This window comes from Rhizobium sp. WSM409, from assembly GCF_057653825.1.
Genome location: NZ_CM172794.1, coordinates 2,509,930 through 2,523,746 on the forward strand (window position 1 = coordinate 2,509,930; position 13,817 = coordinate 2,523,746).

Genomic DNA, 13,817 nt, shown 5'->3' on the forward strand with positions numbered 1-13,817 from the left:
AGCCGACCGACCTTCCTCGATATCAGGATGCCTGCGACAACGATCTCGCGCGAACCTCGAGGAATGCCGCAGTCAGCTTCACCAGCACCGGTGAGGTGCATGTACCGTTGGCGCCGCCGATCGGGTCGGCGATGTGGATCTGCCGGAGATCCTCCATAAACTCGTCCCAAAGCGGCGGTCCGCCTTCTTCGAGAAGCTGTGCGCGGATGCTCAGCTCCTCGCTCACAGGCAGATGCCGCCGTCCCCAGGCGCCGATCATGGCAAAGACCGGCACGAGCTGAATCGCTGGCTCCAGGAGGCTGTAGATCGCTTTCTGACTGTGGCTCGGATCGTCCCGCTTGCTGATGAATCCGAGCGAGAGCAGACGCTTCAGCCTGGCGGCCAGAATGTTGGAGGCAATCCCCTCCTCCGAATGGGTCAGAAGATCGCGGAAATGGCGGCGGTTGCCAAACATGATGTCCCGGATGATGATGAGGCTCCACCGGTCGCCCAGCACTTCCATCGTCAGGTTGATCGGGCAGCCCGACCGCAGTTCAATATCCACCAATTCTCTCCTCGAAAAACTGGTTGCAATATAGGATCACTTATGCAACAACGCAACTAGTTTCAAATCGCAATCAGATGGAGGAGAGTAGCATGTCCAAGGTGCGTGTCGCAGCATTTTCCCTTTCCGTGGATGGTTTCGGCGCCGGGCCGGAGCAAAGCATGACCGATCCGCTGGGCAAGCGGGGGACGGAGATGTTCGAATGGTTTTTCCGTACCCGCACCTTCCGCGCGATGATCGGAAAGGACGGCGGTTCTGAAGGCGTCGACGAGGGTTATGCGGCCCGCGGCATGGCCAATTTCGGCGCCTTCATTCTCGGACGCAACATGTTCGGCCCCATCCGCGGCGATTGGCCGTATGATGCCTGGAAGGGCTGGTGGGGACCGAACCCGCCCTATCACGCGCCGACCTATATCCTGACGCATTATCCCCGCGAACCGATCGTCATGGAGGGCGGCACGACGTTTCACTTCGTCACCGGCGGCGTCGAGGAAGCGCTTGACAAGGCGAAGACTGCGGCCGGCGGCAAGGATGTGAAAATCGGCGGCGGCGTCAGCACCGTCCGTCAGTACCTGCAGGCCGGCCTGATCGACGAACTGCATTTCGCCGTCTCGCCGGTCGTGCTCGGCAAGGGCGAGGCGATGTTCACAGGCATCGACCTCCCGGCCCTCGGCTTCCGCGTCGCCGAGCATGTCGCAACCGAACACGCCACGCATATCGTGCTGGCGAAATAAACGAGTCGAAGCAATCCTGGCAGGTGCCGCCCTGACGGCCGCCTGTCGGGATCGTTCGGCTGTCACCAAGCCGTGTCAAAATGGCCGTGGTATTGCTGCGGAATGAGCGTAGAGTAAACGCCATCGGATCATCGACGCGACCGCTTGAGAGACATAGGTGCTCTTGCCGCTTCATGGAAGATACGAAGATGCTCCTGTCGCTCATCTCGCTCAACGATGATGAAATAACCATCGTCACCGATGCCGTTCGGCAATGGTGCTGCGAGAGGAAACTCGACATCGACAGCATAGAAGGACGCCACGCCATCACCGTCGCCGTCGATCTCGTCCAGATGAACACTAACCACGACGGGCTTTTTGCCGAGCTGTCGAAGCAACTGGACAACCAGTAGAACCCTCTCCCTCCATCTAAGCACCATAGCATTCTGCGATGACAGGCGCTGGGATGCAGCGCTTTCGCTTACCGCTCCCTCGCGCCGCCGCCCCGGAACACCAGCATCCAGGAACACCAGGCCCAACAGATCGCAGCCGGAACATCATGCCCCGTCCCGGCCAGCCCTAAGCTGTTCGAGGTAGGCACAGAACATATCGGCCATGGCGTCGGCATAGGCTTCGATCTCCGCATCGCTCCGGGGTGCCTCCGAGAACTGCTTTCCCACTGTGCCGAGGGTCGTGGTGATCAGGTCGCCGGCGAGCACCCGTGTCGCCTCCGGCGCAGAAGGCAGCACTTCCTGCATGAACAGTTCGACGATGCGGTCGCCCGATGCCCTCGCCGCCTGCGCCTCCGGTGCATCGCGATAAAGAGGTGCTGCGTCATGGAGCGCCACGCGCATCGCCGCCTCCTCGCACTCCGAGCGGAGGAAGGCATGGACGAGGCGGCGCAGCCGTTCGAGCGGCGGCCTTTGCGCATCGGCGAGGATGCCGCCGAGCATGTCCGTCGTCTGCCGCCATTCGTCGCTCTGCAGGCGGAAGAGGATCGCCGCCTTGTTGGGGAAATACTGGTAGAGTGATCCGATGCTGACGCCCGCCCTTTCGGCCACCCGCGCCGTAGTGAAGCGCTGGGCGCCTTCCCGCGCCAAAACCTGAGCAGCGGCATCCAGGATCGCCGCCACGAGCTCGCTCGATCGAGCCTGTTTGGGCTGTTTTCGTGAGGAAATCCGGGCTCTTGGACGATCGGTCATGGCAGCGCTCCGCAATGCGAATAGCAGATGCGACGAATTACTCGTATTTTTCGCCCCACACAAGAAGCGGTCATCCAGGAGATTTTGCATGACGACACTGACCACCGCCCCGCTGGCGCCCCTGCTCAACGGTCTATTCGAAGAAGCCGCTGCGGCGACGAGCCCGGCAATGTCAGGCTTATCAGGTGATGAGCGAATGCGCCTGATCGGCAGCAAGACCGAATATCTCGACCTTTACGGGCGCCTAAAGGATCTCTGGCTTCCCGTCTCCAGGGAGGCCGGCGTGCTGCTCTACATGCTGACGCGAAGCAGCCGCGCACGAACTATCGTCGAATTCGGCACATCCTTCGGCATCTCGACCCTCCATCTCGCAGCCGCGCTGCGCGACAATGGCGGCGGTCGGCTGATCACCAGCGAGTTCGAGCCGTCGAAGCTGGTCCGCGCCCGCGCCAACCTGACGGCCGGCGGCCTCATCGACCTCGTCGAGATCCGCGAAGGCGATGCCCTTGAGACCCTGAGCACGGACCTCCCGGAAACGATCGACCTGCTGTTCCTCGATGGCGCCAAGGCGCTCTATCGCGATATTCTGGAACTGGTGGAAGACCGCCTGAGGCCTGGCGCCCTCATCATCGCCGACAATGCCGACCTCTGCCCGGAATACCTTGCCCGCGTACGCTCGCCTGCAGCCGGCTACCTCTCGACGCCATTCGAAGAGGATATCGAGCTGTCGATGCGGACCTGAAGCCAAGTTCGTTGCCCGGCCGAGCGCGCGTGCCGGCCGGGCAATGGCGTGTTTCATTGTCGGGGCGTCACCGCTGTACAGCGCCGTAGCGCAGCCCGTCGACCAGCAGGGACACCATGCGCCGGGCATGTTCGGACCCTTGGGCGTAGGCGTGCATGCTAAGGCTTGCGGCCGCATTCAAAAGATCCTCGGCGGCGATATCGGTGCGGACCTCGCCGGCGGCAGCGGCGGCGTCGAGAAGCGAGCGAAGGGCCGGCTGCAGCCGCTGCTGGAAGTAGGCGGGCAAGGCATCGAAGGCTGGGTTGCCGGAGTGCAGGGCCGCCGCAAGCCCGCGCTTGGCCGCGATGAAATCCACGAAACGCTGCATCCATTTGGCCAGCGCTTCGCCCGGCGCATGTTTGGCGGCAAGGATCGGCGCAGCGTCAGCACAGGCGTCGATTTCGCGGCGGAAGACGGCGACGACGAGGTCGGAACGCTCGGGAAAATGCCGGTAGACGGTGCCGATGCCGACGCCGGCCTTTTCCGCGATCTCACGCACCGGGGCATCGACACCGGAGGTCGCAAACACCGTCAATGCCGCCTGAAGCAGCCCGTCGAGATTTCGCTTGGCGTCGGCGCGCACGCGCCTGTCCGCCCTTTCCCCGGGCTTCAGCCCGTCTTCCTGCTCTTTGCTCTCGTCGCCGCCCATCATTCACCCGCTTGCAAAACGGAACATTGTTCCGTATATAAACGGAATACGGTTCCGTTTATGCAAATTAACACAGCGCGACGGTGTTGGCCACATCGATGCGCACGAAGTCCGCCTCCCCAATAAAAGGAACAGACCATGCAATACCGCACGCTTGGAAGAACTGGCATCAAGGTCAGCCCCTATTGCCTCGGCGCGATGATGTTCGGCGCCGCCGGCAATCCTGACCACGAGGATTCGATCCGGATCATCCACAAGGCTCTCGATGCCGGTATAAACTTCATCGACACCGCCGATATCTACAGCCGCGGCGAATCCGAGGAGATCGTCGGCAAGGCGCTCAAGGGCCGGCGCGACGACGTCGTGCTCGCCACCAAGGCACATCTGCCGATGGGCGACGACCCGAACCGACAGGGCAATTCGCGCCGCTGGCTGATCCGCGCAGTCGAGGATTCGCTCCGTCGCCTGCAGACCGACCATATCGATCTCTACCTGATCCACCGGCCGGCACCCGATACCGACATCGAGGAGACGCTATCGGCCCTCACCGACCTGATACAGGCGGGCAAGGTGCGTGCCGTGGGATCGTCGACCTTCCCCGTCTCGGAAATCGTCGAGGCGCAATGGGTTTCCGAGCGCCGCGGGCTGGCACGTTTCCGCGCCGAGCAGCCACCCTATTCGATCCTCAATCGTAGCATCGAACGCGAAGTGCTGCCCGCCTGCGAGCGCTATGGAATGGGCGCGATGGTGTGGAGCCCGCTCGCGATGGGCATGCTCACCGGCAAATACCGCAAGGGCGCGCCGCAGCCCGACAGCGCCCGCGCCAAACGCTTCCCCAGGCAGATGAACGACGAGCGCCGGCTGGACGCGGTCGAACGGCTCATCCCGCTCGCCCAACAGGCAGGGCTTGCACTGGCCCACATGGCGATGGCCTTCACCATCGCCCATCCCGCCGTCACCTCGGCCATCATCGGCCCGCGCACGATGGAGCACTTCGACGATCTGCTTGCCGGCGCCGGGGTGAGTTTGACGGACGAAATCCTCGACCGGATCGACGCGGTCGTCCCGCCCGGCACCGACACCGGCCCGTTGGAGGCGGCCTATAACCCGCCTGCGGTAACGCAGCCGAACCTGCGCCGCCGCCCGATAGCGGAGCGCTTCGCCGCCTGACTGGCAGGGAGTGAGGCCCGGCCCTGCGAAGCAGGAGCGATCTATCCAGTGAATCGATCGCAGGGCCGAACGCCCTGAGCCATGCGAAGGGCCGGGCAGCGGCGCCTCCCCTAATTCGGGCAGCGCAAAGCGAGCGTCACTTAAAGGCGTTTCTCAAAGAACGTGTCCGGGTATGGATCGTCATTGAAACGGTCGATCTCACTCCAGCCGGTTCCACGATAAAGCTGCGTTGCCTCGGGCAGCGCGCTATTCGTATCCAGACGCAGGAGCTTGATGGATAGCTCGCGGGCGATGTTCTCGGCGGCCGTCATAAGGCGCGTTGCGAGCCCAAGACCACGCGCAGACGGGGCGACCCAGAGCCTTTTGATCTCCGCGACCTCGCCGCCATTGCCCTTCAGCCCGACACAGCCGATCGGCAGGCCATCCGACATGGCCACCAGGAATGCACCGTGCGGACGGATCATATCCTTGGCGTCGGGATCGCGAGAAAGCGATACATCGAAACCCTTCTCGAAGCGGCGTGCGAGTTCGCCGTAATATTCGTTCAGACAATAGCTGGCGTCCTCGTGCCGAGGATCTTTCTCCTCGAGCAAGATCTGCTCGCGTCTCAGCGAGGAAGCAACGATATCCATGGCGCGCAGCAGTTCGTCCGGGCGCCGATGGCGCGCCAGAAATGTTTTCGCCTGCGCATTGGAAAGCGCTTCATAAGCCTGAAACTCGGAACGGCCGGTTTCGGTCAATCGGGCAACGCGGCGACGCGCGTCCTGAGGGTTCGGTAGCGTCTCGATCAGACCCTCCTCTTCCAGACTGCGCAGCAGACGGCTCATCAAGCCGGAGTCGAGACCGAGATAATCGCGGATTACCGCAACATCCGATTGCCCCCGGCCGATTGAATTGAGGACGCGGGCAGCACCCAGCGGACGGCCGCGTCCGAGGAAAGACGTACCGAGAGCGCCGACTTCGGAGGTGACGGCACGGTTGAAGCGACGGACACGAGCGACAGGATCGTAAGTCATATTATCTGACTTTAGTCAGCTAATTCCTCCTGTCAATTCTGAGCACTCAAAGGAAGGGCATAAATGAGCTGCGCACTTCCCCGCCATCCGCCTTGCGCAGCAGCATCGCCTCGCCTATGGGATGGCAACGTTCCGAAGGCCTTCCCGTGTTCCGTTTTGCCCTTCACGCCCTGATCGTTCTCATCCTGACGCTGCTGACCCAGATCGGCGGCATCGCCTATCTCGCGGCGCTGGCCGCCTCACGCGCCTCGGGCTTACGGCGGTTTCTGGCAAAGCTTGCGATCTTCCTGCTTTGCTATGCCGGCGCCACCTTTGTCGCGAGCCTCGCCGCGCCGATCTTCGGGCGAGTTCCCATCTCCTGCGTCGCCAACGCCGCGGACAGGCTGGTGGTCCGCTCCCCGATCTATTGCCTGCTGAACCGCAACTACGTCACACCCGAGGTACGCGATCTGGCAAAGGCGCTTGCCGCCCACATGGACAAGGAATTTCCCGGAACCATTACCGTCGCGCTGGATGCGAATTTCCCCTTTGTGAACGGCTTTCCGCTGCTGCCGCACCTGTCGCATGCCGACGGGAAAAAGCTCGACTTCGCCTATTATTACAAGGATGTGGACGGTGCCTTCCTGAATGGCGCCACCCGCTCCCCAATCGGCTATTTCGCCTTCGAGCAACCCGTCCCCGGCGACGAACTACCATGCGAAGGGCGCAACGACTGGCTCACCACCCGCTGGAACTTCGATGCGCTGCAGTCTCTGTTTCCGGCCTATCGGATCGAGGAGCAGCGTACGTCGGCCGCGATCGGCTGGTTGACGAGCGAAGGTGTGACGCGCTTCGGCCTGCAGAAGATCTTCATCGAGCCGCATCTGAAGAACGCGCTTGGGATCACCGATGGCCATATCCGCTTTCAAGGCTGCCGCGCCGCCCGCCACGACGACCATATTCATATCCAGGTCGACTAGTGGCCGCATCTGAGGAACGTAGCCGTGCCATATAGATCGCCGTCGTCATGTTGCATTCGACGCATCCGTCAAATCGGGATGCGGCTATGGCTTCCAAGGCATCGAGCAACAATTCAAAGTGCGACAGCCAAGGCCCTGTTGCACCCGGCATCTCAAGAATGACTGATTTCGGCAAGCAGCCAATCACGAAATGCCTTCACCTTGCGCTGGTGAATTGCGCGCGGCGGATAGACCACGAAATACTGCGACGCGGATGTCAGTGCCTGCCTGAAGGGTCTGACCAGCCGACCCGCGGCAAGGTCGGCAGCGACTAGCATCGTGCGCCCCAGGACCACGCCTTCCCCCTGCACGGCGGATTCGACGGCGAAGGTGGCAGAGTCGAAGGTCAGGCCGCTCTTCGGATCGACATCCCTGACATCGGCACTGCGCAGCCAGGTCGCCCAGTCGATGGGGAATCCATCGTGAATGAGGGTGTGATGCTTCAGATCGCCAGGTGCTCGCAGGGGGTGTGCGCCCTCCAGAAGCCTTGGGCTGCAGACGGGAAAGACCTCTTCGCCGGTCAGAAATTCCGATGTGAGCCCAGGATATTCGCCTCCGCCATAGCGGATTGCGATGTCGATGCCGTCGGCGAGGAAGGTCGTCAGCCGGCCTGTCGTCGATATCCGCACATCGATGTCGCGGTTGGCCTGATGGAAACGATAGAGCCGCGGCACCAGCCACCGGCCGGCAAATCCGTCTGACGTGCTGACATTGAGCGTCTTGTCCAAATGGCGGGCCGATGCGGATTTCGTCGCCGCCGCCAACAGATCGAGCGCTTCGCGGACCGACTGCGCATAAGGCTCTCCAATGGCGGTCAGACGGACCGACCGCGTTCCCCTTTCGAACAGTTGCACGTCGAGTTGCTCCTCGAGGTGCTTGATCGCCCTGCTGATCGCGCCATGCGTCACGTTCAGTTCGTCGGCGGCCCGGGAAAAGCTCAGATGGCGCGCGGCCGCCTCAAAGCTCGGCAGGGCGTTCAGCGGCGGCAATCGTCTCGGCATAGCTCGGCTCATTTGTGAGTTTTGATCACAGATCATTGCCGAAATCTGGTTTGTCGTCCAGCCATGCGCTTCATATGTTCTGGATGAGCGCCGCGTCTCGTTACGAGACGACATCGGCGCCAACGAGACGATCTGTGATTTCCTATCACCTATATCCGATGTTGCGGAGCAACCGACCATGGCAACGATTTTCCCCTTCCTCTGGTTCAACACCCAGGCTGAAGAAGCCCGCGATTTTTATCTCTCTGTCTTCAGAAACGCGAAGAAACTCGGCTCCACGGAGGTGCCGGACTGGGTCTCAGGAACGAACCGCACTGTGCCAATCGCCACCTACGATTTCGCGCTCGAAGACCTCAGGCTCAGGACATTCAACGCAGGCCCCGGCGACGGCTTCAACGACGCCGTCTCGTTCTTCATCGAAACCAGGGATCAGGCCGAGACCGACTATTACTGGGAAGCGTTGACATCGCGCGGTGGCTCGGAGCGGGCCTGCGGCTGGCTGCGGGACAAATTCGGCGTCAATTGGCAGGTCTGCCCGGAGATCACGCTCCGCCTTATCGGCGATCCCGACCGCAAGAAAGCGGAGCGGACGCTCCAGGCCATGTACAAAATGCAGAAGATCATCATCGCCGATCTTGAAGCGGCCTATGCCGGCTAGATGCCGTCCACGCTCCGAACCTCATCAGCAAACGAGAGCAGCCATGACCTCGCTCACAGGAAAAACCATTATTATTTTCGGCGGTAGTTCTGGCATCGGCCTCGGCGTTGCCGCGGCCACTCTCGAACGCGGCGCCAATGTCGTCATCGCCGGGCGCTCCGAGGAAAAACTGCAGGCTGCGGAAGAAGAGCTCGGCGGGCCTCCCCACCTGCGAAGCTTTGCCGCCGATCTCGAGCGGGAGGCCGATCTCACTCGCCTCTTCGAGACGGTTGGGGAGTTCGACCACCTCGTTACCACGGCCGGCACGCCGCCGCCGGGCGCACCGATCGAAGCCCTCGACCTCGACGTCATCAGGCGCTTCGTCGACAACAAGCTGATCGGCACCATCGCCCTCGCCAAGCATGCATCGCCATATCTCAAGCGTGGCGGGTCGATGACGATTACCTCGGGGATCAACAAGGATCGGCCGCCCGTACCGGGCGGAGCGGTCGTGGCGGCGATTGCCGGTTCATTCAGCTACTTCGCCCACGGCCTGGCCCTCGAACTTGCGCCTTCGCGGGTCAACGTCGTCTCCCCCGGCTGGGTGGATACCCCAATGTGGGATGTACTCGTCGGAAGCGCCAAATCCGGCTATCTCAAGGACATGGCCGGGCGCCTGCCCGCAGGCCGCATCGCCACCCTCGCCGATGTCGCCAGCGCCTACATCTACCTCATGGAGAGCGATTTCACGACCGGCGAGACGATCCATGTGGATGGCGGTCAAAGACTGATCTAGCCGGGATGAACCGCTCTCATCTCTATGCGATCGTCTAGGGAGTGCGGTAAACGGCAATCGGTCCCGAACCCCGTCACCCCTCTCCTTCGGTCTTGGCAAGCAGCCTGGCCAGTTCTTCGAGCTCTCCGGTCGAAAGGTGCCGGAGTTCCGCCGGCGGGCGATAATGCTCCGTCAAAAGCTCATCCTTGGTGGCCGCGCCCTTGCCGGTCAGCCGTACCAGCTTGACGCGGCGGTCACGTTCCGGGGTTACGCGTTCGGCAAGACCCGCACGCTCCAGCCGGTCGACCAGCCATGTCGCGGTCGAGGCGTCGCACCCCCATTGGCGGGCAAGCATGCTGATCGGCTCCCCCTCGTCGTGCAAGGTGAACAGAGCCCTGGAATCGTTTGGCGTCAGCCCCCTCGCCTGAAGGCTTTCCAGCCGCTGTGGCGCCGATTTCATCAAGAGATCGAACATCATCCGCCACGCCGAGGCGGCGGCTTTGGCATGGCGGTCGGAGGCAGAAGGCATCAAATATCCTCACAACACACTTGAAAAATAGTTTTATTACTCAAATTATCGTATCAATCAAACCTTATCGGCGACTTCCCCGGAAAGTCCATTGGGCGTCCACCTTGCTACGGAGCCATGCCATGCGTTCAGCTGTCGCCATCCTCTTCCTGATCGAAACCTGTCTTTATGCCATTGCCTCGCTCACCCATGCCGGGTTCGTCCTAGAAGGACACGAACACCGGCAGGCGATGATTGCCGAAGCGGTGATATCAGCGGTACTCCTTCTCGGCCTGATCTCGCTCGGCCTTGACCGATCATGGAGCCGAACGGCTGCGATCTTCGCCCAGTCCTTCGCCCTCCTCGGCACCATCGTCGGCGCCTTCACCATCGCCGTCGGCGTCGGCCCGCAAACCAACCTCGATTACATCACCCATACCGTGATGATCCTGCTCCTGGTCACTGGCCTCGTCTGGCTGGCAAGGAGCCGGAGCGCCTCTTCTCTCGGATAAGGATCGAGCCACGACGCCTATCTCAACGGCAGCTCGAAGCTTCGCTTCAGCGTCTCCATCGGCACGTCGGTTTTGACGCTGAGGACGCTCGGAATGCGCGTCAGGTGATCGGCCTGAAAACGCCAGTAGCTATGCAGATCGGCGGTGACGATCCGAAGCACGGCATCACATTCTCCTGTCGTCAGATAGCATTCCATCACCTCGGGAAACCGCCTGACGGCTTCGGCGAAGCGGAGCGTGACCTCAGCATCCTGGGTCTTGAACCAGACGCGGGCAAAAACCGTCAGTCCCGCCCCGACCTTTGCAGGGTCCAGCACGGCAACGTAGCGATCGATGATCCCGGCCTCTTCCAGCAACCGGACGCGACGCAGGCACGGCGAAGGCGACAGCCCTACCTCCCTCGCCAGATCGACATTCGAAATACGCCCGTCACGCTGAAGTACGCGCAGGATATGGCGGTCGATCGGGTCCAGGATGACTGGCATTTCATAGCTCCCATTCATGCTGAAATGGCATGATATGCTAAACTTTCGCAACTTTACGGATGCTTCGCAAGCTCATTGCGCAGGACTTGGCCTATCGTTCCAGCATCGAGATGGAGATGGGTAAATGACGAAGATAGAGAAAATTGTGCTTTCTTATTCGGGCGGACTGGATACCTCGATCATCCTCAAATGGTTGCAGGAAACCTACGGATGCGAGGTGGTGACGTTCACCGCCGATCTCGGCCAGGGCGAGGAGCTCGAGCCGGCGCGAGCCAAGGCGGAGATGGCGGGGGTCAAGGACATCCGTATCGTCGATCTGCGCGAGGAATTCGTCCGCGATTTCGTCTTTCCAATGCTGCGGGCGAACGCGCTCTATGAGGGGCAATATCTGCTGGGCACTTCCATCGCACGGCCGCTGATTGCCAAGCATCTGGTTGGCATAGCCCGGGAGGTCGGCGCCGATGCCGTTGCCCACGGCGCGACCGGCAAGGGCAATGATCAGATCCGGTTCGAACTGGCGGTCAATGCGCTCGACCCGTCGATCAAGGTCATAGCGCCCTGGCGCCAATGGAACATCCGCTCCCGCTTACAGCTTCTGGAATATGCCGAAAAGCATCGGATCCCGGTGCCCAGCGACAAGCACGGCGAGGCGCCGTTCTCGACCGACGCCAACCTGCTGCACACCTCGACCGAAGGCAAGATTCTCGAAAATCCGGCGGAAGTTGCGCCCGATCATGTCTATCAGCGCACGGTCGATCCGGTCGACGCGCCCGACACGCCTGAGATCATCACCATCGGTTTCGAGAGGGGCGATCCGGTTTCGGTGAACGGCAAGTCCATGACCCCGGCCGCATTGCTGACCGAGCTCAATGGACTAGGCAGCCGGCACGGCATCGGGCGGCTCGATCTGGTCGAAAACCGCTTCATCGGCATGAAGTCGAGGGGAATATACGAGACGCCCGGAGGCACGATCCTGCTTTCCGCGCATCGCGGCATTGAATCGATCACGCTCGATCGCGCCGCCGCCCATCTGAAGGATGAAATCATGCCCCGCTACGCCGAGATGATCTACAACGGCTTCTGGTTCGCGCCCGAGCGGGAAATGCTGCAAGCCCTGATCGACCACAGCCAGGCTTTCGTCAGCGGCGAAGTGACGCTCAGGCTCTACAAGGGAAGCGCCTCGGTTATCTCCCGCGCCTCCCCCTGCTCCCTCTACTCCGCCGACCTCGTCACCTTCGAAGAAAGCACCATCGCCTTCGATCATCACGACGCGGAAGGTTTCATCAGGCTCAACGGATTGCGGCTCAGGAGCTGGGCCGCCCGCAACGGCAGATGACCGCCCGATCTTACGTCAGCCAGCGCACTCAACGCTCGACGCTCCAAACGCCTTTACTTCGACCGGCAGGAACCGGACGAAACGGAGCGGTTCGGATCCCAATAAGCTGCGAGGGTCAGATGGGCGGATAGGTCAATGCCCGCATTGACGGCATCTTCCCTCGCGGTTGGCCGAAGCAGTCCAGGCATCCATGGAGAAGCCCCGAATCCAATTTCAAACGATTTTAAAATAGCCACTCCGAAAGCTAATCGATTTTAATTTTATCGTTAAAATTTTCTTGTTGCAGCGCAAAAGAATTTAGACATTAATTTGTGCGGATGCTCAGTTTATTCGTTGGAGAACTCGCATGACTGTGACATTTCCGCTAACCGAAAAGCGCGACGCCGAGACATTGCTGAAACACTTGACGTCGCACAATCTCAGCGTTCCGGGAAACTGCGTCGTGTCGCTCAAGGCGCAGGTCGCCCAGGTCTCATCCTCTCATACGACCGCGCTCGGCACCGCCCGTACCGCCTGGTAGCGATTGAATGTCCCGGCATCGCCGTCGACAATAGGATCGAAGCGATCCTGGCTGGATCGCCCATGCGGGATGGATGAAACCCGAGCGCGTCGATAGCCTATCTCGCGGCAGGCAACCCCATGCCGGCGAGCTTCAGGATATCCTCGACCTTGGCGTCGGGATCGGCGCCGGGTTCGACCTGGCCGTCTATCATCAGCAAGGCGAGGCCATGCGTCAGCGACCAGAGAAAGAGCGCGGCGTTCGGCACGTCCTCGGGCGTCAGCCGCTTTTCCAGGTCGTCCTTCATCTGCCGGTAGACCTGCATCCGCAAGGCGCGTATCGCCTCATTTCCTTTGGAATAGGCCTGAAAGCCCTCCCCGAACATCAGCCGGTAGAGACCGGGATTCGCGCGGGCAAAGGCGACATAGGCGATGCCGCCGGCGAGCAGATTGCGTCGAGGACCGGCTAGCGCGGCATCGATGCTTTCGCTGAGTTCGGCAAACCCTTGTTCGGCGAGTGCTGCCGCGATGGCGTCCAGGCTGTTAAAATAATGGTATGCCGCCGGAGCCGAGACGCCGGCACGACGGCCGATCTCCCGCATGCTCAGCGCAGTCGGGCCTCCCTCCTCCAGCAGCGCCCGCGCCACGGACAGCAGCGTGGGGCGCAAATTGCCGTGATGATAGCGGGTCAATCCGTCGTGCGTGGCCATGTCTCGATCTAATCTTTACAGTGTTAAAATCATGCTCTAGTCTGCCTCCCATGACAAGGGCATGATGAGAGGAGATCGCGATTGGGGGCTGTATCCTCCAACGTCCCTCATTGGGCGGCATCCCCAATGCCTTCATTTTTTTGGGCGCGCGGCATCCTCCAATCCACCTCATCCTGAAGGGCGAAGCCTCGAAGGACACGCTCAACACTACTTCTTGCATGCATCCGACGCCCGCCTCGCCCTTCGAGGCCCTGCGGTCACCTCAAAGTGAGGCTCTCCTGG

Annotated in this window: 18 protein-coding genes; 10 read left to right on the forward strand and 8 right to left on the reverse strand. The window is 61.4% G+C overall.

The window, feature by feature from the left end; translation table 11 throughout:
• Window positions 1-22 precede the first annotated feature (22 nt).
• Window positions 23-544, reverse strand: a complete 522-nt coding sequence (locus AC25BC_RS12585; protein WP_012757978.1) for a winged helix-turn-helix transcriptional regulator — start codon at window positions 542-544, stop codon at window positions 23-25.
• Between the two features lie 92 nt (window positions 545-636).
• On the opposite strand from AC25BC_RS12585, the gene AC25BC_RS12590 reads away from it, so the two are divergent.
• Entirely contained in the window at window positions 637-1,278 is a 642-nt protein-coding gene (locus tag AC25BC_RS12590) for a dihydrofolate reductase family protein (protein ID WP_128438383.1), read from the forward strand.
• Window positions 1,279-1,466: 188 nt separating this feature from the next.
• Window positions 1,467-1,670, forward strand: a complete 204-nt coding sequence (locus tag AC25BC_RS12595; protein WP_012757980.1) for a hypothetical protein — start codon at window positions 1,467-1,469, stop codon at window positions 1,668-1,670.
• Between the two features lie 144 nt (window positions 1,671-1,814).
• Here AC25BC_RS12595 and AC25BC_RS12600 read toward each other — a convergent pair whose 3' ends face one another.
• Window positions 1,815-2,459 (reverse strand): TetR/AcrR family transcriptional regulator, encoded by a 645-nt coding sequence (locus AC25BC_RS12600; RefSeq protein WP_012757981.1) that lies wholly within the window; start codon window positions 2,457-2,459, stop codon window positions 1,815-1,817.
• 88 nt (window positions 2,460-2,547) lie between these two features.
• Between AC25BC_RS12600 and AC25BC_RS12605 the strand changes: the two genes are divergently transcribed.
• The gene (locus tag AC25BC_RS12605) at window positions 2,548-3,201 is read left to right on the forward strand and encodes an O-methyltransferase (protein ID WP_012757982.1); all 654 of its coding nucleotides are present in this window, start codon (window positions 2,548-2,550) and stop codon (window positions 3,199-3,201) included.
• Window positions 3,202-3,268: 67 nt separating this feature from the next.
• Here the strand turns inward: AC25BC_RS12605 and AC25BC_RS12610 are convergent, their stop codons facing one another.
• A complete protein-coding gene (locus AC25BC_RS12610) occupies window positions 3,269-3,889 on the reverse strand; it encodes a TetR/AcrR family transcriptional regulator (RefSeq protein ID WP_041935541.1) in 621 nt (206 codons plus the stop codon).
• Window positions 3,890-4,027: 138 nt separating this feature from the next.
• Here AC25BC_RS12610 and AC25BC_RS12615 point away from each other — a divergent pair, with 138 nt between their 5' ends.
• The gene (locus AC25BC_RS12615; protein WP_128438382.1) at window positions 4,028-5,059 is read left to right on the forward strand and encodes an aldo/keto reductase; all 1,032 of its coding nucleotides are present in this window, start codon (window positions 4,028-4,030) and stop codon (window positions 5,057-5,059) included.
• 140 nt (window positions 5,060-5,199) lie between these two features.
• Here AC25BC_RS12615 and AC25BC_RS12620 read toward each other — a convergent pair whose 3' ends face one another.
• Complete coding sequence (locus AC25BC_RS12620; protein ID WP_128406301.1) at window positions 5,200-6,075, reverse strand: bifunctional helix-turn-helix transcriptional regulator/GNAT family N-acetyltransferase; 876 nt, start codon at window positions 6,073-6,075, stop codon at window positions 5,200-5,202.
• Between the two features lie 146 nt (window positions 6,076-6,221).
• Here AC25BC_RS12620 and AC25BC_RS12625 point away from each other — a divergent pair, with 146 nt between their 5' ends.
• Window positions 6,222-7,034, forward strand: a complete 813-nt coding sequence (locus tag AC25BC_RS12625) for a hypothetical protein (RefSeq protein WP_026157403.1) — start codon at window positions 6,222-6,224, stop codon at window positions 7,032-7,034.
• A 152-nt stretch (window positions 7,035-7,186) separates the two neighbouring features.
• Here AC25BC_RS12625 and AC25BC_RS12630 read toward each other — a convergent pair whose 3' ends face one another.
• Window positions 7,187-8,074 carry a transcriptional regulator GcvA gene (locus AC25BC_RS12630; RefSeq protein WP_128438381.1) on the reverse strand — a complete coding sequence of 296 codons (888 nt, stop codon included), beginning with the start codon at window positions 8,072-8,074 and terminating at the stop codon, window positions 7,187-7,189.
• A 178-nt stretch (window positions 8,075-8,252) separates the two neighbouring features.
• On the opposite strand from AC25BC_RS12630, the gene AC25BC_RS12635 reads away from it, so the two are divergent.
• Window positions 8,253-8,732, forward strand: a complete 480-nt coding sequence (locus AC25BC_RS12635) for a VOC family protein (protein WP_012757988.1) — start codon at window positions 8,253-8,255, stop codon at window positions 8,730-8,732.
• A gap of 43 nt (window positions 8,733-8,775) precedes the next feature.
• Entirely contained in the window at window positions 8,776-9,507 is a 732-nt protein-coding gene (locus AC25BC_RS12640; RefSeq protein WP_012757989.1) for an SDR family oxidoreductase, read from the forward strand.
• A gap of 73 nt (window positions 9,508-9,580) precedes the next feature.
• Here AC25BC_RS12640 and AC25BC_RS12645 read toward each other — a convergent pair whose 3' ends face one another.
• Window positions 9,581-10,015: a MarR family winged helix-turn-helix transcriptional regulator gene (locus AC25BC_RS12645; RefSeq protein ID WP_012757990.1), complete on the reverse strand. Its 435-nt coding sequence runs from the start codon at window positions 10,013-10,015 to the stop codon at window positions 9,581-9,583.
• A 122-nt stretch (window positions 10,016-10,137) separates the two neighbouring features.
• On the opposite strand from AC25BC_RS12645, the gene AC25BC_RS12650 reads away from it, so the two are divergent.
• Window positions 10,138-10,506: a hypothetical protein gene (locus tag AC25BC_RS12650; protein ID WP_012757991.1), complete on the forward strand. Its 369-nt coding sequence runs from the start codon at window positions 10,138-10,140 to the stop codon at window positions 10,504-10,506.
• A gap of 17 nt (window positions 10,507-10,523) precedes the next feature.
• Here the strand turns inward: AC25BC_RS12650 and AC25BC_RS12655 are convergent, their stop codons facing one another.
• Complete coding sequence (locus tag AC25BC_RS12655; protein WP_003540841.1) at window positions 10,524-10,991, reverse strand: Lrp/AsnC family transcriptional regulator; 468 nt, start codon at window positions 10,989-10,991, stop codon at window positions 10,524-10,526.
• A gap of 124 nt (window positions 10,992-11,115) precedes the next feature.
• On the opposite strand from AC25BC_RS12655, the gene AC25BC_RS12660 reads away from it, so the two are divergent.
• The gene (locus AC25BC_RS12660) at window positions 11,116-12,327 is read left to right on the forward strand and encodes an argininosuccinate synthase (protein WP_128438380.1); all 1,212 of its coding nucleotides are present in this window, start codon (window positions 11,116-11,118) and stop codon (window positions 12,325-12,327) included.
• Between the two features lie 346 nt (window positions 12,328-12,673).
• Entirely contained in the window at window positions 12,674-12,847 is a 174-nt protein-coding gene (locus tag AC25BC_RS12665) for a hypothetical protein (RefSeq protein WP_012757994.1), read from the forward strand.
• 97 nt (window positions 12,848-12,944) lie between these two features.
• Here AC25BC_RS12665 and AC25BC_RS12670 read toward each other — a convergent pair whose 3' ends face one another.
• Window positions 12,945-13,535 (reverse strand): TetR/AcrR family transcriptional regulator, encoded by a 591-nt coding sequence (locus AC25BC_RS12670; RefSeq protein WP_012757995.1) that lies wholly within the window; start codon window positions 13,533-13,535, stop codon window positions 12,945-12,947.
• Window positions 13,536-13,817: the final 282 nt, after the last annotated feature.